Here is a 17,053-nt window from a genome sequence, read left to right as displayed (position 1 = left end):
TTGCATGCGATGTTTCCGGCACTGGAACGCCGACACTTCAGAGCGAGGCTTATGTGTCTGGATCTATGATTTACGCTTCAAATTCTCAGAACTACCGTCTTCTTTCCGCTACGGCGTGTGTCGCCAGAATTATCACTCCGACAGGCAAATGTTCCGGCAGCGGAGATTGCTCTCTGTTGATTAACAACGCAGCTACAAAACACACATTTCACGATAGAATGTGCCGGCTACACAAGCATTATCATTCAGTTTATGATGTAATTGCCATCACACAAGGAGACGATCATGGCAAAAGGACAGCAACGCAAAAACAAAGAAGCGAAGAAGCCTAAAAAGGAAGCGCCGAAGTAATCAAAAAACTAAGGTTGTGAATCAAGAAAATTTTTGCTGCTTCATTTTTGATTCACGACTTAGATCCTGGCGGCTACTGAAATTCATAATGGTAGAAATTGCAGATAGAAACAGGAAATGTCGTTGCTCTATTAGTAATCTATCTAAATCTAATTAGGCATCCAAAATGCGTCCAATCTTCACCATTCATGCGGGAGAATACCTTGTTGCAAACGAACTTGAAAGATTATTTCCTCACCTGAGGATCTGGGTTCCATCCAAGGATACTGGCATTGATCTACTTGTCACTGATACCAGTCAGAATAAGCTCGCATCACTTCAAGTAAAGTTTTCCAAAGATCATCTTGCAACAGGTATAGAGCCGAGAGCAACACCAGAGATAAAATCCGGTGGATGGTGGACATTCAAGAAAGACAAGCTTGAATCTTCACCAGCAGATTATTGGGTTTTAGTCTTATCCGAATTTACAACACGTAAGTTTGATTTTTTAATTATTCCACCGCAACAATTGGCAACCAGATATGCCAGATTCGTAAAGACCGAGACAAATAATATACAGACTTACTTTTGGGTAACTAGAACTAGAAAATGTTGGGAGACTCGTGGTCTCAAAAAAATTGATCTAACCAATGTTTGTACAGACCAATTTGAAAGCGAATCACGCGATTTCACAAGATATCTAAATGCCTGGCCGTTCATCGATGCCTAATCTGTTGACCTCTCACGACCTCTCTCGGTAATTCACAAAACATCCGGTGCAATGCGCTTCGCTGATCGACACCCTGCATTCGCGCATTACTTCAACAACGGATGATCCTTCGGCAGTTGTTTGGCATACCACATCGTCAGTTTATGCCGCATGGTCTTCTCGGCGACTTGGTCTTCCGGTAACGGCTGCATGACTTTATCGTGTACCAGCAGGCGATAAATGTAGAGCAGTTTCTCACTCGCCGAATCGGTTGCTTCAAACTCGACCACGCCCCGCCCTTCCGCATACTTCACACCGGCCAGCATGGCTTCCTTGAATAAGGCGGCTTCATTTTTCAGTTTTTTCATGACGATCCTCGTTAGGTACGTGTAATCAGCGGAATGGTTCGATCTGAAAATACAGTGAATTTCATTTTATAATCAGTGCTATAAAGCAGTATACCGACTAACTTCCTGAGCAAATCGACGAAAGTCTTGCAAAGAATTTTGGCAAATTGCATACACAATTTCCCAATTTACCGCCTCATAGTGATGCACGGCGATATTTCTAAAACCGATCGCTTTTTTTAATTGCTCGCAGGTAGTTTGCGTAATAGCACCCAGTTCATGCAATGTGGTAAACACTTCCCCCATAGTTTGCGGAGAGGGTTGATTGGCCGTGCTGATGATGTGGCTGCCGATATCAACACAAAGCTGCACCGCTCGGGTGAGGTTAATAACCAAAATATCCTGCAGATCCAGACTCTGAATCAACACATTGATATTATCCGGTTTCTTGTCATCGATGCGCTGAATGCAGCGTCGCAACGACTCTAACTTTTCAGTAAGGATCACCCGATCCATCGATTACGCCTTTCAGTCAATATTCTCTGATGCAATGGAAGAAAATCAGCGACATTCAGTAAATGCCGCGTTAACAAATCCGCATAGGTAGTGTCGCTACCAATCAACCGGGTACCTTTGAACACCTGTCCCGTGATCGGTTCTGGCACGTGGTACAGATCGACAATATCGACCGGACAACCCAATTCGGCGCCAATGGTTTGTATTAGTTGCAGCTTGAAGTCCGCGCTGAGTGGCGCTTGTGCCAATATGCCCAGATCGATGTCACTGTCCGGACGCGCGTTGCCAGTCGCTTGCGAGCCAAACAATATCGCCAGTTTGATTTGCGGATATTGCGACAGTAATGCGATTAATCGGCTATGCACCCGCAACTTTCCCCCACGAATCGCGCAAGGTGACGGCGCGGTTAAATACCGGTTTACCGGGCTCCATATCAATGCGATCGGCGATGAAATAGCCGTTGCGCTCAAACTGAAAACTTTGTTCAGGCTGCACATCACAGAGTGATTGTTCCACATAGGCAGTGATGATTTCCTTTGAATCGGGATTTAACGATGTTTTGTAATCTTTGTCGCCGCTATCCGGATAGGGATCAGTAAACAAGCGGTCATACAGGCGTATTTCCGCCGGTTGCGCGTGCTTGGCGGATAGCCAGTGGATATTGCCTTTGACTTTGCGACTTTCCGATCCGGGGGTTCCACTCTTGGTATCCGGGTCGTAGGTGCAATGGATCGCCTCAATTTCACCCTGCGCATTTTTATCGACTTGCACGCATTTGACGATAAACGCGTAACGTAACCGTACTTCAGCGCCGGGAGATAAGCGGAAATAGCCTTTGGTGGGCACTTCCATGAAGTCATCGCGCTCGATATACAGTGTTTTGGAGAAAGGAATCGTGCGTTTTCCCCATTCCGGTTTTTGTGGATGATTCGGCGCAAAGCAATCTTCTTGGTGATCTTCCGGATAGTTGTCGATGATCAGTTTCAGCGGCTTGAGTATGGCAATGCGACGCACTGCACATTCATTCAGATCTTCACGCAAGCAGTCTTCCAATATGCTCATATCAATCCAGGAATCCGCCTTGCTAATACCGATGCGGTCGGCAAATAACCGGATGGAGCGCGGCGTGAAACCACGGCGGCGCACACCGGCAAGTGTGCTCAAGCGAGGATCATCCCAGCCGTCCACCAATTTGCTTTCCACCAGTTCAATTAATTTGCGTTTGCTCATCACGGTGTAGGTCAAATTGAGGCGGGCAAATTCGATTTGTTGTGGATGGCACGGCACTTTGCCGACCAGTTGATCCAATACCCAGTCGTACAATGGCCGGTGATCTTCAAATTCCAATGTGCACAAGGAGTGCGTAATTTTTTCCAGTGCATCGGAAATACAGTGCGTATAGTCGTACATCGGATAAATGCACCATTGGTTGCCGGTGCGCTGATGGTGTACGTGGCGGATACGGTAAATCACTGGATCGCGCATGTTGATGTTGGGCGAAGCCATGTCGATCTTGGCTCTCAGGACATATTGACCGTCCGGAAATTCACCGGCTTTCATACGCCGGAACAAATCCAGATTTTCTTCGATTGGACGGTCGCGGTAAGGGCTGTTTTTACCAGGACTGGTCAGCGTGCCGCGCATCTCGCGAATTTCCTCCGCCGTAAGACCCTCAATATAGGCTTTTCCCTGATGGATCAGATATTCGGCAAATTCGTATAATTGAACAAAATAATCCGAGGAATAATAAAGATGTTTGCCCCAATCAAAACCAAGCCAGGAGACACTGTCACAAATCGAGTCGACATACTCTTGCGCTTCCTTCTCCGGATTGGTGTCGTCAAAACGTAAATGACACACCCCGCCATAATCATGCGCAATGCCAAAATTAAGGCAGATACTCTTAGCGTGACCAATGTGCAAATAGCCATTGGGTTCGGGCGGGAATCGTGTTTCCACGCGCCCATTCCATTTACCGGTACGGTTATCCTCATCAATAATATTCCGAATAAAATTGGAAGATACTGACTCAATAGGTAAATTAGTTTCGGATTTCTCTTTCAAAGCTCGTCTCTCGGCATGTAATTGATATGTTACTGTAAAATACCACACATGGTATCTAATTATCAGAAGTTCGCTCGCATTGATTGTTCGGATGTCATCAGTGCGTCTTCCAGCAGATTATAGCGACGATTAACGTAAAAGCCACCACCCTTGAATAGACTACTCGCCACGGCACGCTTCAGTTTAGGGCCCATCTTTAGCCAATCATAAAATAACTCGTTCTAAATTTGACTTTTACCCGTGTCTGACATAGAATTCCCGGCTCTTTTTGATATAAGCAGGACAGGTTTTCGTGAAAACATTTTCAGCCAAACCGCACGAAGTAAGTCATGACTGGTTTGTCATTGATGCGACCAATAAAGTACTTGGTCGGCTTGCTTCGTTAATTGCCCATCGTTTACGTGGCAAACACAAGCCCATCTTTACACCGCATGTTGATACCGGTGATTATATCGTCGTTGTCAATGTCGATAAATTGCGTGTAACCGGTAATAAAATGGACGATAAAATCTATTATCGCCATACCGGTTACCCAGGTGGAATATATGAAACTAACTTTCGGAAAATGCATGCGCGCTTTCCAGGCCGCCCCCTTGAAAAAGCGGTTAAAGGTATGTTGCCTAAAGGACCGCTGGGATATGCGATGTTAAAGAAACTTAAAGTATATGCGGGTGACGAACATCCTCATTCTGCTCAACAACCTAAACCACTTGAAGTTAGAGCTTAATTTATGACCACTCAATATAATTATGGAACCGGTCGGCGCAAAAGTGCTGTTGCACGCGTTTTTATCAAGCCCGGCAAAGGTGAAATCATCATTAATAACAAACCAATTGATGATTTCTTTTCACGCAAGACCGGCCGCATGATTGTAAGACAGCCACTTGAGTTGACAAATAACACTACCTCATTTGATATCATGGTAAACATTCATGGTGGTGGTGAATCAGGCCAGGCAGGTGCAGTACGCCATGGCATCACACGTGCATTGATTGATTATGATGCAACACTGAAACCTGTATTAAGCAAAGCTGGTTTGGTTACCCGTGATGCACGGGAAGTTGAAAGGAAAAAAGTTGGCTTGCGTAAGGCGCGGCGACGCAAGCAATTCTCCAAACGATAATTCTTTATTCTTGTTTGAATATAAAAAGCCGCCTCTTGTCAGGCGGCTTTTTTATTTCAAAATTTACAAATAGACATACATCTTCTGAAAAGGACAACAGGAATCACGATGATCAATGTAGGCATTGTTGGTGGAACAGGTTACACGGGCGTGGAATTACTGCGTTTACTGGCACAACACCCAAAAGTCAAAATCAAGGCAATTACTTCACGCAGTGAAGCTGGCATGAGTGTCGCCGAACTATTTACTAATCTGAGAGGACATATTGATCTCAAATTCAGCGATCCAACCGATGCCAAGCTCAATAAATGTGATCTGGTATTCTTTGCCACACCCAATGGTATCGCAATGCAGCAAGCCGAATCCCTGCTGAAAGCAGGCGTTAAGATCATCGACCTGGCCGCTGATTTTCGTATCAAGAATGTAACTGAATGGGAGAAATGGTACGGCATGCAGCATGCCTGCCCTGATTTGGTCGCTGAAGCGGTATATGGGCTACCGGAAATTAACCGTGAGCAAGTAAAGAATGCACGCCTGATCGCCAATCCGGGCTGCTACCCAACGGCGGTACAACTTGGTTTTTTGCCGCTGATAGAAGCGGGAATCATTGATATGGATCACCTCATTGCCGATGTCAAATCGGGCGTATCCGGTGCAGGCCGGAAAGCCGAAGTACATACGCTGCATGCTGAAGCATCCGACAATTTCAAGGCCTATGGCGTTCCAGGACACCGGCATCTCCCCGAGATTAAGCAAGGTCTTGCCAATGTAGCCAAGCGGCCGGTCGGTCTGACATTTGTTCCGCATTTGGTGCCAATGATACGCGGTATCCATGCGACACTTTACGCCAAATTAACCAGCCAAACAGATTTACAAGCACTCTACGAGAAACGCTATCAGAATGAAGCTTTTGTCGATGTGTTACCCTCAGGTAAGCACCCAGAAACCCGCTCGGTGCGTGGTTCGAATATTTGCCGTATCGCCGTACATCAACCGCAAAACAGCGACACGGTCGTGATACTATCCGTAACTGATAATCTGGTAAAAGGCGCGGCAGGACAAGCAATACAAAATATGAATATTATGTTCGGACTACCTGAAACGCTCGGCATTAACCAAATTCCACTCTTACCGTGAGGTGCTATTATTTCTGATGAAAAAAATCTGATTCTGCTTACAGCAGAAAGACCTACATCAAATCGATACAGGCAACCTTGTTATGATCATCTACAGTCTCGACTGATAGATCTCATCGGTTTATCCTGCATGAATCACGCACGACTGAACCAAACATCCTGTGCAGATAAATTGAATATCCATTTATAGAGCGCCAAAGCAGGTGTATAAGTTTTTTCAAAAAAAACCAAAGATTCTTTCTCCTCGCGTTGTCGTGCGCCCGCATCTGTCATGGCAATTTCTTCTAACCGCTACTGTTATTTGCTGCTCATTCTTAACTTTGCTGTCATGGGGTATGTACGAAGCCGGCAGCCAATCAGTGAATGCGCAAGATGGCATAGATCAAGAAAAATTGGCGTATTCCAATGATCCAGGAACTTGCAGACAAACAAAAAAACAAAAACTATGCAACCAGATTGGTGATTTGATACAGCAATTACAAATCAGCAACACCGCCAATGAGAATCTTGCTGAACAAGTAAAATCACTTGCTAACGAGAATGATCATTTGATGGAGAAACAGGTATTTTTCCAGCATCTCATAGCCAGCAATACAAAAAACGGTCTTTCAATTTATCAATTTAGTTTGAAAGAAACACAGACTCCCGGCAAATATCGCTATGCGCTGACACTCATCCAAGGTGGGGAAAGGCCTAATGACTTCAAGGGAAACTTAAGATTCCAGGTTAAGCTGCTGCAAAACAATCAAAGTAAAATTATACCGCTCACCAACAAAAACGCTACGAAAGATTTCCCTGCTAATTTCAAGTTTTTTCATAGAATGGAAGAAAGCTTCAACGTACCACCTGATACCATTGTAGAAAACTTGCAAGTGCAAATTTATAAAAATGATGACAACAAGGTCATATTAACCGAAACTGTGCAACCGGCATTGTGAAGGAGAAGAAACATGTTCGGTAGAAAAAAGAAAAAAACGCTTCACCCCCACATCGATACCTTGATCGGTGCAAACACTCATATCACAGGAGATATTAATTTCTCAGGCGGCCTGCGAATTGATGGACATATTTCCGGTAATGTCATGGCAACCGATGATGAACACAGCACACTGGTACTCAGCACCGAAGGTAGCATAAAAGGCAAAATAAAAGTCGCCAATGTCGTTATCAATGGTACAGTAACCGGCCCTATTCAAGCACAAGAGTATTTGGAATTACAAGAGAAAGCAAAGGTATATGGTGATGTTCAGTATGGTTCTTTAGAAATCCAACTGGGCGCTTCAGTTGAAGGAAAAATGATCCATCAGAACAAACCGGACGCTGAGAATGCGCAACAGTCCGAGAAAATGATAACATTATTACCATCCGCAGCAGAAAAGCAACCCATCTCCATAGAAAATGATGCGTTATAATGAAATGCGCGATGAGCTATTGAGTATTTTAAAAACCTGTCGGTAAGAACAACTATGAAACTATAACTGTAGGAACTACTATGAACACTGAAACTAACACTGACACTCCTCTCTTGTTTACTGAAAATGCTGCATATAAAGTTAAACAACTCATTGAAGAAGAAGGAAACAATAATCTTAATCTTAGAGTTTTTATCAGTGGCGGTGGCTGCTCTGGTTTTCAATATGGTTTTACTTTTGATGAACTGATCAATGAAGATGACACCATTATGGAAAAAAATGGTGTAAAACTGCTGGTTGATCCAATGAGTTTCCAGTACCTAATCGGTGCCGAAATTGACTATCAAGAAAACATACAAGGCGCCCAATTTATCATCAAGAATCCCGGTGCTACCAGTACTTGCGGTTGCGGATCATCGTTCTCCGTATAAGCAATCTGCATTAATACGCATAAATTCAGGCTGGATAAATCGCTCCCAGAATTCTGTCTCCTTTGGCGCCGGTAACAGCAGCAAAACTTCCAGTTTTACCCAATATCGTTTGCTGTGCCAGCCAGGCAAATGCAAAGGCTTCTACCCAATCTGCCGCCACACCCAATTGATCAGTTAGCGCTACTGTCTTCCCTGGAATAACATCAATCAAGCGATCCATCAGTAAAGTATTATGTGCGCCGCCACCACATATATAGACTTCTTCAGCAGTCGAACAGTACTCAAGTATCGATCTGGCAATTGTTAGGGCTGTTAACTGCAGCAATGTAGCTTGCACATCTTCCGCTGTCTCATTACCCAGTAATTTTTTCTCCAGCCATTGGACATTGAACAAATCCCTTCCAGTACTTTTTGGAGGCTGACGCAAGAAAAATTCGTCCGACAAAAATGCTTTCAGCAAAGCAGGAATGATCCGGCCTGTGGCTGCCCATTGTCCTTTGCTGTCATATGTTTTTCCAGTATGGCGCAAACACCAGGCATCCATTAGGAGATTTCCTGGGCCGCAATCGAAGCCAATGATTGGAAGATAGGGATCAAGATTGGTTATATTGGCGATACCTCCGATATTGACGATAACGCGATGGTGCTCTGAATGCTTGAAAATAGCTTCGTGAAAAGCCGGAACCAAAGGAGCACCCTGACCGCCTGCAGCTATGTCGCGGCTTCTGAAATCCGCGACTACTGTTATCTGAGTTAACTCAGCCAGTAAAGCGCCATTGACAAGCTGAATCGTGTAATTTTTTTCTACCTCAGGACAGTGCCGAACCGTCTGGCCGTGACATCCTATTGCGACAATCTGTTGAGGTGCGATACCAGCGTTTTCCAACAAACCTTCGGTAGCTCGTGCATACAGACAGGACAACTGGTTACTAAGAGTTGCGGCACGATTGAGTTCATCATGACCGGGGAGATGTAATGACAATAATTGCTCACGCAATTTATCATGATAGGGGCAAAAGAAAGTTTTCAGTAAAACAGGCTTAGCACTACAAAAATCAACCAGAACGGCATCAACACCATCCAAACTTGTGCCCGACATGATGCCAATATAGAGCGAAACTGATTTCAACTATCCTTCAGTGCTTGGAAAAGGTTTCAATACTGATTTTCCATCAGTGCAATTGGTGGTTCTCAGTTAGAAAACCACCAATTTACACGGTATGTATACTCTATTATTCTAATGATGCGAGTTGGATGTTGCGCATAATATTTAAACGCGCGACCAACGAGTGAGTTTCCTTCTGGAAAGTATTCAAATCACGCTTAGTGATCGGTGGCGCAGTTGGCAGAACAACTTTTGTCGGATCACGCTGCACACCATCAACACGCAATTCATAATGCAAATGCGGCCCCGTTGCCATACCGGTCGAGCCAACATAACCAATGACATCTCCTTGGCTAATCCGTTTGCCTTTGCCCATTCCACTCGCAAAGCGGGACAAATGGCCATACGCTGATTCGTACTTACCATTATGCTTGAGAACAACCAAATTGCCATACCCTTTCTGTGAGCCGGAGAATGAAATGATCCCATTTGCCGTTGCTCTTACAGGCGTTCCCGTCGGTGCGGCATAATCAATGCCTCTATGCGCACGCCATTCCTTAAGGATTGGATGAAAACGTGCATTCGTAAAACCTGAGCTGACACGCGAGAAAGCGAGTGGCGAAAGCAAAAATGCCTTGCGCAAGCTTTCTCCTTCCGGCGTGTAATAGCCATCGGCACCGTTAGATGATTTGAAGTAGATTGCTTGATGGGATTTTCTCTTGTTGATGAACTCAACTGCTAATACACGGCCTGTTTTAGCGCGCTTACCATTATCATTCGAAAATGTTTCATAAACGACTGTAAAACGATCACCCTGACGCAAATCCCGATAAAAATCGATTTCCGATGCAAATATTTCAGTCAACTGCATGGCAATATTGTTGGGTATGCCAGCGTTATCAGTCGCAGCAAACAGAGAACTGTTGATTACCCCGGATTTCATATGAATCTGAGTATCCAGCTCAATCGATTGCTCAGTCATTTTGAATACATCCTCTGTTTTTTCCATCAAAAACAGTTCTTCGTTGCCAAAGAAATAGCGCAGCGTCAATAACTCGCCATCGGCCGTAGTCTGCGCATAGATGGTCTTACCTGGCTTCAGTTGACGCATCGCACGGCTTCCCCGTGCTGCCTGTAAAAATTCCGTCGAGTCCTGATTACTGACATCCAGCCGATTTAAAATCGCTGCGATGGTATCACCACGCCGAATGTTTTCCTGGCGCCAGAAAGTGTGATTGGTTTGGGTCTCGGAGAGAACATCTGGGATAGACAGATCAAGGATTACTTCTTCTACTTGAATTTCTTCAAGTGAGCGAGTATTGGGTGCAATTCCAAACGCAGTGACTATACCGAATAGTGGTATGCTGGATAAAGCCACCAGCCAGCGAATTGTTTTTTTTGTTAGTTTTGATGAATTTTGAGCTAGAATCCTTTGTTTACTGCTAAGTAGTAAATATAGCATCTATGAAGTACCTCCAGTCATTTGTATCATTTACAGACAGGCGCGAGTCTAACATGAAAATAGTCAATTTGTCCTAGAGTACAACTAAGAATGTCCTAGTATAATATTTCAATATATTAAAATATCAATAAAAATAAACAACTTACCGCCATCGTGAATAAATCAATAAAATCCCAGCTTGAAATTATAAAACGCGGAAGCCACGAACTATTAGTTGAAACAGAGCTGGAAAATAAGCTTATTTCTGGGAATCTCCTACGCATCAAGGCTGGTTTTGATCCAACCGCTCCAGATTTGCATCTGGGTCATACTGTCTTACTTAACAAATTACGCCAGCTACAGGATATGGGACACCACATCCTGTTTCTGATTGGCGATTTCACGGGCATGATTGGTGATCCAAGCGGGAAAAACACGACTCGTCCGCCGCTGACCCGTGAACAAGTCGCAGAAAATGCCAAATCTTATACCACACAGGTTTTTAAAATATTAAAACCCGAGCATACAGAAGTGGTGTTTAACTCATTCTGGATGGATAAACTGAATGCGGCCGATCTTATCAAATTGGCTGCTACACATACGGTCGCACGCATGCTGGAACGGGATGATTTTGACAAACGCTACCGTAACAATCAGGCAATCGCCATTCATGAATTTCTCTACCCCTTAATTCAAGGCTATGACTCTGTAGCGCTCAAGGCAGATCTTGAATTAGGCGGTACTGATCAAAAATTCAACCTACTGATGGGGCGCGAACTGCAAAAGCATTTTGGGCAGTCGCAACAATGCATACTCACAATGCCATTGCTGGAAGGATTGGATGGCGTCAATAAAATGTCCAAATCTTTGAATAATTATGTCGGCATCACTGAAAGTCCAAAAGAGATTTTTGGCAAGCTGATGTCCGTATCGGATCAGCTCATGTGGCGTTACCTCGAACTGTTATCTTTTGAATCATTGCAGACCATTCAGAAATGGCGTGAAGAAGTACAGGAAGGATGCAATCCACGGGATATTAAAGTAAAGCTCGCACAAGAAATTGTCACGCGCTTTCATAGCCAACGTGATGCTGCAGAAGCACTCGCCGATTTTGAGTCACGCTTTAAACATGGTGCATTGCCTAATGAAATACCGGAAAAAATCATTCAAACACAAGATAATGAAATGTCCTTGGTGCAAATATTAAAACTGACAGGATTAACTGCCAGTACCAGTGAAGCACTCCGCATGATTGATCAGGGCGCCGTTAAAATAAATGGCGAAAAAATAGAAGACAAGTCGACCAAAATAGCGCGAGGAAAATCCGTCGTAATTCAAGTAGGTAAACGAAAGTTCGTCAAAACCATCATCCAGTAATTTCTTTATCCGGTTTGATGCATTTTTCATGTCTCAATTATCCTGTGTGGCTTGAAGAATCCTTGCATATCAATTGTAAAATAGCGCAAATAAATTGCAAGTAATTACATAATCAAGTATACTGATCGGCTAAGGTTGATTGGGGCTGCTTTTAAGTCCGATCAAGTTTATCTGGTTTCATCGTTCCTGGCCTCTCTTCAATTTTTCAAGTTTCTCCGGAAAATGTGCAGCAATCTTGGTTAGCGGCGATGCTTTATTAATGCGCTAGCAAGGCTATGCACCATTTATGGCGTACTCCTGGCTCGTGCGTCCAATTCTCACTTTTTAGGAAAACGACGTGTCTTTTGAAGATCTAAACTTAAACCCATCTATTATTAAAGCAATTCAAGACGCAGGGTACACAACCCCTACTCCGATTCAGAAACAAGCCATACCTGAATTACTAGCAGGCCACGATATCATGGCATCTGCACAAACAGGAACCGGCAAAACAGCCGCTTTCATGTTGCCCGCACTGCATCTCCTGGCTACACCCGCAAAAACACCTGGCCGTGGCCCACGCGTTTTAGTACTGACCCCGACGCGCGAACTTGCACTCCAAGTCTCCGAAGCAGCCCTGAAATACGGCAAATACCTCCCACGTACAAAAGTCGTCAGCATACTGGGTGGCATGCCTTATCCATTGCAAAACAAATTATTATCACAACCTGTCGATATTTTAGTCGCCACACCGGGACGGCTCATTGATCATATACAGCGTGGCCGGATTGATTTCAAACGATTAGAAATGCTCGTATTGGATGAAGCAGATCGCATGTTGGATATGGGTTTTATCGATGATGTTGAAACGATTGCAGCCTCCACACCGGCCACGCGACAAACCCTATTGTTCTCCGCTACTTTGGATGGTGCTATCGATAAGGTTGCAGCAAAGCTTTTAAAATCCCCAAAACGAATTCAAGTGGCTTCTCAGAAAGCAAGGCTCGATAATATTGAGCAACGATTACATTATGTGGACGATATGTCGCATAAGAATCGTTTATTAAATCATGTGTTACGTGACGAAGCCCTCAAACAAGCTATCGTTTTCACAGCAACCAAACGTGACGCGGATACATTGGCCGACAACCTCTATGCGCAAGGTTACGCAGCAGCCGCGTTACATGGTGACATGAATCAACGCGAACGCACCCGCACACTCACCAAACTTCGCAGTGGCGGATTACGTGTTCTGGTGGCAACGGATGTGGCTGCTAGGGGTATTGATATCGCTGATATTACGCATGTGATCAATTTTGACTTACCTAAGTTTGCGGAAGACTACGTACACCGCATTGGCCGTACTGGACGGGCAGGTGCAGCAGGTGTTGCAGTCTCCTTTGCATCCAACAGGGATAGCGCACATCTGACAAAAATTGAACGCTATACCGGGCAACGCATTGCATCGCATATTATTCCCGGCCTGGAACCCCGTATCAAACAACGCCCTCAGAGCAGTGGTTTCAATGGTACGCCGAGCGTGGCCCAGAAACGTAAACGCACACCGTTGGCACAAAATGGCCGTCAAAACTTTAATGCGCCGCACGAATTCAAAGGCAATAGTAACGATAATGGAAACAATCGCCGTGGCCGCCCATTAGATCAGGAAAACCGTGGCAACTCTTTCCGCACCAATAGCAGTGCCAAAGCCGGTTATCAATTCGCACGTCCTAAGTAATACGCCGTAAAACGGTGGCGTTATTTTGAGGATACTGACTCGAATGCCTGTCTGGTGAAATACGTTAACTCTCAGGATGCTGGACATGGCATTTATTGTCGACAAAATAGTTTAACTAATTAGCTATAAGTTATTTTTATCATAAAAATAGTCTTTAAGAAAGGACCGGTTGGCAGGAAATCTGCGAGTCAATTTTGCGTCTAGTATTTTCATTACGCTGCCAACAGTTAAATACCTCCGGCAGAGAGCCGGAGGCTTATCGCTCGAGCCCCTCAAAATGGCTGTCTGTGAGCCGTTGAAGCGGCACCTCAATACCCAGCTTCAACTGATCATAACGTTCATCTTCCTTTTCCTGATCTCGAATATACCCTCTGACCATTTCTTCGTCTAACTCAACCGTTGATACGAAATATCCACGAGCCCAAAAACTTTCTCCCGTAAAATTCCTTCCTCTACCTAGTTGGTGGGCTATTGCTATCGCTACCGCACTTTTATCTTTGATAAAACCCACTACATGCGACACCGAGTACTTCGGTGGAATACTTTATGTACATATGAATGTGATCCAACATCAAATGGCCTTCCACAATCGCGCTCTCCTTCTGGTTTGCCAGATCGTGCAGAACTTCCCCTATATGCTTCCTGAGTTTGCCAAATAACAACTTCTTTCGCCGCTTCGGAATAAATACCACATGATATTTACAATCCCAGCGTGTATGATCCAAACTTTGGTACTCCTTCATCTTCGACTCCCCGTCTCGTGGTTGGGACGAGAACGTTACGACGACTGCCGTAACGGTCAAACCTTCGGGAGTCCCCCGGCAGAGCCGGGGGTTTACCTATTATTAATTAAATATATTTTTCTTGACAACTTTTTACCCATTCTAAATCACATAGCGCCATAAATTTCATACTGGTCTTGTTAACAAACCACTAATGGATCATTTCTAAAATATCATTTCAACTCTGCTTGAAGCTGAAGCCTATTGGGTGCGCAGTTGGTTCAAGGTCAATTTGACGAAAGAGGAAAAACACCGAATTGGCAAGCATTCGATTCCCAGGCTGGAAATTAAAAATCTCATTATGCTGTAACTACGAGAACAACTTAGTGTATGCATATCTTATTTTAATAATTTGTCATTTAAGTCTTGCGTGCTATTAGAAAAACTATATAATGAGAATCATTCTCATTAATATTTATGACCTAAGATGGATATTTTAAAATTACCCCAAACAAAAATAAAAAATTTGCATCAGTCTGAATTACCAGATTTAGGCGCATTGATTGATAGCGATGCCTTGTTCAAGAATGGCGATGTTGTATTTATTCTACATAAAGGAGAGCAATACTCGCTACGCCGCACACGGAATGGCAAGTTAATTCTGAACAAATAGTGGACTAAAGACGCATATCATGTATATTTATGCTTGTAGGTTGTTAACGGTATCGCTACGCGTGAGACTATCATGAACTGTGCAGTCAAGCAGATGCATGACTTGGACTTATGCCGGGTATTCAATGGAAAAATGTTAGGGCCATCATGCAAAGGTGGTGCCAAGCAAAGCGTAAAATACCAGAGCGATATCTTTTCTGCTGAATCCAACACATAAACAAGATATTTGTCTTAGGAGCTAAAAATGAAAGGTAACGTAGATATTATTCGCTGGCTGAATCAGCAGCTACAGCACGAACTGACTGCCATTAGTCAATACTTCCTTCACGCTCGCATGTACAAGAACTGGGGGTTTAATAGTCTTGGGAAACACGAATTTGAAGAATCTTGTGAAGAAATGAAACATGCTGATGTACTGATTGAGCGGATTCTTTTATTAGAAGGTCTGCCCAATTTACAAGATCTTGGCAAATTAATGATTGGTGAAACCACTGAAGAATGTATCGCATGCGATCTGAAACTTGAATATATCTCACGGGAGACCTTGCTTGCAGCAATAGCTGCTTGTGAATCAGTGCAAGATTATGTCTCACGGGAAATTTTTGAACGTATTCTGGAAGATACCGAAGAACATATTGACTGGTTGGAAACTCAGCTTGCTGTCATGCAAAAAATCGGTATCCATAACTGGCTACAAAGCCAGATATAGTTTTTCCCTTGCCGCTGGGGTTTCTCCTCCTTCTCCAGCGACACACTCAGCCAGCCAGCCTGCTCCTATCAGGTCAGCCAGCCAATTTTTTATTTGCTGATGATTTGTAGGAGATTCGATTATGAACTTTCTAAAGAAACTGGCTTTAGCTACCTCATCGGGTACTAACTTTCAAGATCCTCCACCTGATTCTACATACACAAACGACTTCTCAATGCGCTGTTTGCGCAATTTACAGAGACTGATCTTTAGACTGAGTAAATATCTGTTAATCCTTGAAGGAATCAATTTACTTAAACTGGGATTCAATTGCCCTAAACATAAGATCACCCAAACTACTCCGATTTCGCGTAAAAATTTTCCTGTTATCGATTGGGCGCCTCTGGTCAAAACTTCATTCCCTATTAAAACTTGCAACACTAACAATACCAATCAAAGTAATGTGTATAGTAGCAATGATCATTTAGCTGGACGATCTGTGCTATGTGTGGGTGGGCGCATCAAATTTTATCCGGAATATAGCCGACTAATAGAAAATTCCGGTGGCAGTTTTGTTGCATTTCATGGCGATGCAAATGATCGCTTAGATCATTTACCCCAACTCCTGAAAGACACCGACATGATAATCTGCCCGGTTGATTGTGTTAACCATGATGCTTTTTTTATTGTTAAACATTACTGCAGGCATTCCGGCAAGCCTTGCGTATTGCTGGATCGTTCAGAAGTAGATACTTTCTGTTTAGGAATCAATATATTAACTATCATGTCCATAAGAACCTTCAATTAGAAATCGGCAATTACAATTAATCCTTATTCCATTTCAGTAGTGCCCGGTTAAATGAGTTGCTAAAACGGTAGAGCCCAGTATTAACGAGAGTTACCGAGAAAATATTTTGGTGCCGATTTGAAATCATATTTCGTAAATTCAGGTTCGAGTAATCTCCAAAAGTTGAATCTTCTGGAGGTGACCTACGAGCTTTGGAAAAACGCTGTTCGCACAACTCATGAGTTTGTGCCATGAACGAGCTTTGCGAGAATCGTGGCTCGTCATGGCGGCAATTCGGGCGTGTGCAATCTGAGTTGTGCCGAGCAATTCCGCGCCATGACTTTTGCGCAGCTGATCTATCGCGAGAGTTTGCGGGATGAATCGCTCCGGGTTTTCCGGAGACCTTCTAGTTTGAGTCAAGCCACATTAGCTGACTCCTCTAATTGGTAATAATATGCCTTTTCAAATTCAGCCGG

20 protein-coding genes and 2 pseudogenes are annotated in these 17,053 nt (G+C 43.9%); 13 read left to right on the top strand and 9 right to left on the bottom strand.

Annotation, left to right across the window (positions count from 1 at the left end; translation table 11 throughout):
* Positions 1–517: 517 nt before the first annotated feature.
* On the top strand, positions 518–1,060 hold the full coding sequence (locus tag ACH10T_RS13185; protein ID WP_394809718.1) for a hypothetical protein: 543 nt from the start codon (positions 518–520) through the stop codon (positions 1,058–1,060).
* Between the two features lie 86 nt (positions 1,061–1,146).
* Here ACH10T_RS13185 and ACH10T_RS13180 read toward each other — a convergent pair whose 3' ends face one another.
* The 5 genes from ACH10T_RS13180 to ACH10T_RS13160 all read right to left on the bottom strand — a co-directional run bounded on the left by ACH10T_RS13180 (position 1,147) and on the right by ACH10T_RS13160 (position 4,160).
* Positions 1,147–1,407 carry a DUF5062 family protein gene (locus tag ACH10T_RS13180; protein WP_394809717.1) on the bottom strand — a complete coding sequence of 87 codons (261 nt, stop codon included), beginning with the start codon at positions 1,405–1,407 and terminating at the stop codon, positions 1,147–1,149.
* A 78-nt stretch (positions 1,408–1,485) separates the two neighbouring features.
* The gene (locus ACH10T_RS13175; RefSeq protein ID WP_394809716.1) at positions 1,486–1,902 is read right to left on the bottom strand and encodes a DUF86 domain-containing protein; all 417 of its coding nucleotides are present in this window, start codon (positions 1,900–1,902) and stop codon (positions 1,486–1,488) included.
* Positions 1,890–2,267, bottom strand: a complete 378-nt coding sequence (locus tag ACH10T_RS13170; protein WP_394809715.1) for a nucleotidyltransferase domain-containing protein — start codon at positions 2,265–2,267, stop codon at positions 1,890–1,892. The genes ACH10T_RS13175 and ACH10T_RS13170 overlap by 13 nt, the downstream gene beginning before the upstream one ends.
* The gene (locus ACH10T_RS13165) at positions 2,260–3,966 is read right to left on the bottom strand and encodes a glutamine--tRNA ligase/YqeY domain fusion protein (RefSeq protein WP_394809714.1); all 1,707 of its coding nucleotides are present in this window, start codon (positions 3,964–3,966) and stop codon (positions 2,260–2,262) included. Before ACH10T_RS13165 ends, ACH10T_RS13170 begins: the two co-directional genes overlap by 8 nt.
* 62 nt (positions 3,967–4,028) lie before the next feature.
* Positions 4,029–4,160: a hypothetical protein gene (locus ACH10T_RS13160; RefSeq protein WP_394809713.1), complete on the bottom strand. Its 132-nt coding sequence runs from the start codon at positions 4,158–4,160 to the stop codon at positions 4,029–4,031.
* Positions 4,161–4,258: 98 nt separating this feature from the next.
* Here ACH10T_RS13160 and rplM point away from each other — a divergent pair, with 98 nt between their 5' ends.
* The 3 genes from rplM to argC all read left to right on the top strand — a co-directional run bounded on the left by rplM (position 4,259) and on the right by argC (position 6,226).
* On the top strand, positions 4,259–4,693 hold the full coding sequence (gene rplM / locus ACH10T_RS13155) for a 50S ribosomal protein L13 (RefSeq protein WP_394809712.1): 435 nt from the start codon (positions 4,259–4,261) through the stop codon (positions 4,691–4,693).
* 3 nt (positions 4,694–4,696) lie between these two features.
* Positions 4,697–5,089: a 30S ribosomal protein S9 gene (gene rpsI, locus ACH10T_RS13150; protein WP_292929219.1), complete on the top strand. Its 393-nt coding sequence runs from the start codon at positions 4,697–4,699 to the stop codon at positions 5,087–5,089.
* Positions 5,090–5,197: 108 nt separating this feature from the next.
* Positions 5,198–6,226, top strand: a complete 1,029-nt coding sequence (gene argC / locus ACH10T_RS13145; protein ID WP_394809711.1) for an N-acetyl-gamma-glutamyl-phosphate reductase — start codon at positions 5,198–5,200, stop codon at positions 6,224–6,226.
* A gap of 134 nt (positions 6,227–6,360) precedes the next feature.
* Here the strand turns inward: argC and ACH10T_RS13140 are convergent, their stop codons facing one another.
* A complete protein-coding gene (locus ACH10T_RS13140; RefSeq protein ID WP_394809710.1) occupies positions 6,361–6,498 on the bottom strand; it encodes a hypothetical protein in 138 nt (45 codons plus the stop codon).
* Between the two features lie 62 nt (positions 6,499–6,560).
* On the opposite strand from ACH10T_RS13140, the gene ACH10T_RS13135 reads away from it, so the two are divergent.
* The 3 genes from ACH10T_RS13135 to erpA all read left to right on the top strand — a co-directional run bounded on the left by ACH10T_RS13135 (position 6,561) and on the right by erpA (position 8,068).
* On the top strand, positions 6,561–7,163 hold the full coding sequence (locus ACH10T_RS13135; protein WP_394809709.1) for a DUF6776 family protein: 603 nt from the start codon (positions 6,561–6,563) through the stop codon (positions 7,161–7,163).
* 12 nt (positions 7,164–7,175) lie between these two features.
* The gene (locus ACH10T_RS13130; protein WP_394809708.1) at positions 7,176–7,637 is read left to right on the top strand and encodes a polymer-forming cytoskeletal protein; all 462 of its coding nucleotides are present in this window, start codon (positions 7,176–7,178) and stop codon (positions 7,635–7,637) included.
* Between the two features lie 80 nt (positions 7,638–7,717).
* A complete protein-coding gene (gene erpA / locus ACH10T_RS13125; protein ID WP_394809707.1) occupies positions 7,718–8,068 on the top strand; it encodes an iron-sulfur cluster insertion protein ErpA in 351 nt (116 codons plus the stop codon).
* A gap of 25 nt (positions 8,069–8,093) precedes the next feature.
* Here erpA and ACH10T_RS13120 read toward each other — a convergent pair whose 3' ends face one another.
* A complete protein-coding gene (locus tag ACH10T_RS13120; RefSeq protein ID WP_394809706.1) occupies positions 8,094–9,197 on the bottom strand; it encodes an anhydro-N-acetylmuramic acid kinase in 1,104 nt (367 codons plus the stop codon).
* Between the two features lie 103 nt (positions 9,198–9,300).
* Positions 9,301–10,635 (bottom strand): peptidoglycan DD-metalloendopeptidase family protein, encoded by a 1,335-nt coding sequence (locus ACH10T_RS13115; protein WP_394809705.1) that lies wholly within the window; start codon positions 10,633–10,635, stop codon positions 9,301–9,303.
* A gap of 153 nt (positions 10,636–10,788) precedes the next feature.
* Here ACH10T_RS13115 and tyrS point away from each other — a divergent pair, with 153 nt between their 5' ends.
* Together tyrS and ACH10T_RS13105 are read left to right on the top strand one after the other, a co-directional pair.
* Positions 10,789–11,991: a tyrosine--tRNA ligase gene (gene tyrS / locus ACH10T_RS13110; protein ID WP_394809704.1), complete on the top strand. Its 1,203-nt coding sequence runs from the start codon at positions 10,789–10,791 to the stop codon at positions 11,989–11,991.
* A gap of 337 nt (positions 11,992–12,328) precedes the next feature.
* Entirely contained in the window at positions 12,329–13,708 is a 1,380-nt protein-coding gene (locus ACH10T_RS13105; protein ID WP_394809703.1) for a DEAD/DEAH box helicase, read from the top strand.
* 256 nt (positions 13,709–13,964) lie between these two features.
* Here the strand turns inward: ACH10T_RS13105 and tnpA are convergent.
* A pseudogene (tnpA, locus tag ACH10T_RS13100) lies at positions 13,965–14,451 on the bottom strand (IS200/IS605 family transposase).
* A gap of 466 nt (positions 14,452–14,917) precedes the next feature.
* Here tnpA and hemP point away from each other — a divergent pair.
* The 4 genes and pseudogenes from hemP to ACH10T_RS13080 form a co-directional block, all read left to right on the top strand.
* On the top strand, positions 14,918–15,103 hold the full coding sequence (hemP, locus tag ACH10T_RS13095) for a hemin uptake protein HemP (RefSeq protein WP_394809702.1): 186 nt from the start codon (positions 14,918–14,920) through the stop codon (positions 15,101–15,103).
* A gap of 243 nt (positions 15,104–15,346) precedes the next feature.
* Positions 15,347–15,811, top strand: coding sequence for a bacterioferritin (gene bfr / locus ACH10T_RS13090; protein ID WP_394809701.1), 465 nt, complete (start codon positions 15,347–15,349; stop codon positions 15,809–15,811).
* A 121-nt stretch (positions 15,812–15,932) separates the two neighbouring features.
* The gene (locus ACH10T_RS13085; RefSeq protein ID WP_394809700.1) at positions 15,933–16,598 is read left to right on the top strand and encodes a DUF2325 domain-containing protein; all 666 of its coding nucleotides are present in this window, start codon (positions 15,933–15,935) and stop codon (positions 16,596–16,598) included.
* Positions 16,599–16,815: 217 nt separating this feature from the next.
* A pseudogene (locus ACH10T_RS13080) lies at positions 16,816–16,955 on the top strand (DUF4372 domain-containing protein); the annotation flags it as partial.
* Between the last annotated feature and the right edge of the window lie 98 nt (positions 16,956–17,053).

Source organism: Nitrosomonas sp. (assembly GCF_043753625.1).
In the GTDB taxonomy this organism is placed as follows: Bacteria; Pseudomonadota; Gammaproteobacteria; order Burkholderiales; family Nitrosomonadaceae; genus Nitrosomonas.
The sequence above is the reverse complement of the archived record's forward strand: the minus strand, read 5'-3'. Positions and strand labels throughout refer to the sequence as shown.